Origin of the sequence: Streptomyces sp. NRRL B-24484 (assembly GCF_000717715.1) — a bacterium.
In the GTDB taxonomy this organism is placed as follows: Bacteria; Actinomycetota; Actinomycetes; order Streptomycetales; family Streptomycetaceae; genus Kitasatospora.
Genome location: NZ_JOAI01000121.1, coordinates 1 through 1,222 on the forward strand (window position 1 = coordinate 1; position 1,222 = coordinate 1,222).

The 1,222-nt window shown below is 71.7% G+C and carries 1 protein-coding gene; it reads left to right on the forward strand.

All coding sequences use genetic code 11. The annotated features are described in order from the left end of the window. A partial coding sequence (locus IE98_RS0141505; protein WP_199923061.1) for an acetyl-CoA C-acetyltransferase occupies positions 1-1,212 on the forward strand: 1,212 nt, incomplete at its 5' end. Positions 1,213-1,222: the final 10 nt, after the last annotated feature.

The following is a 1,222-nucleotide window of genomic DNA, read 5'->3' on the forward strand; positions in this document are numbered from 1 at the left end:
GCCGTCATCGTCAGCGCCGCCCGTTCGCCGATCGGCCGGGCCTTCAAGGGCTCGCTGAAGGACGTCCGCCCGGACGACCTCACGTCCCAGATCATCGCCGCCGCCCTGGCCAAGGTCCCCGGGCTCGACCCGCGGCAGATCGACGACCTGATGCTCGGCTGCGGCCTGCCCGGCGGCGAGCAGGGCCACAACCTCGGCCGGATCGTCGCGGTGCAGATGGGCATGGACTACCTGCCCGGCACCACGATCACCCGCTACTGCGCCTCCTCGCTGCAGACCACCCGCATGGCGCTGCACGCGATCAAGGCCGGCGAGGGCGACATCTTCGTCTCGGCCGGTGTCGAGGCCGTCTCGCGGAGCATCAACGGCACCTCCGACGGCATGCCGAACACCCCCAACCCGCTCTTCGACGACGCGCAGGCCCGCACCGCCAAGCGCGCCGCCGAGGGCGGCGGCCACTGGCACGACCCGCGCGAGGACGGCATCCTGCCCGACGCCTACATCGCGATGGGCCAGACCGCCGAGAACCTCGCCGCGCTCAAGGGCATCACCCGCGCCGAGCAGGACGAGTTCGGCGTCCGCTCGCAGAACCTCGCCGAAAAGGCCATCGCGGCCGGCTTCTGGCAGCGCGAGATCACCCCGATCACCACCCCCGACGGCACCGTCGTCTCCCAGGACGACGGCCCGCGCGCCGGCGTCACCCTGGACGCCGTCTCCGGCCTCCGGCCGGTCTTCCGCCCCGACGGCACCGTCACCGCCGGCAACTGCTGCCCGCTCAACGACGGCGCCGCCGCCCTCGTGATCATGTCCGACACCAAGGCCCGCGAGCTGGGCATCACCCCGCTCGCCCGCGTCGTCTCCACCGGCGTCTCCGGCCTCTCCCCGGAGATCATGGGCTACGGCCCGGTCGAGGCCACCAAGCAGGCCCTCGCCCGCGCCGGCATGACCATCGGCGACATCGACCTCGTCGAGATCAACGAGGCCTTCGCCGCCCAGGTCATCCCCTCCTACCGCGACCTCGGCATCGACCTCGACCGCCTGAACGTCAACGGCGGCGCCATCGCCATCGGCCACCCCTTCGGCATGACCGGCGCCCGCATCACCACCACCCTGATCAACTCCCTCCAGTGGCACGACAAGCAGTTCGGCCTGGAGACCATGTGCGTCGGCGGCGGCCAGGGCATGGCCATGGTCATCGAACGACTCAGCTGAACCGCAGCGC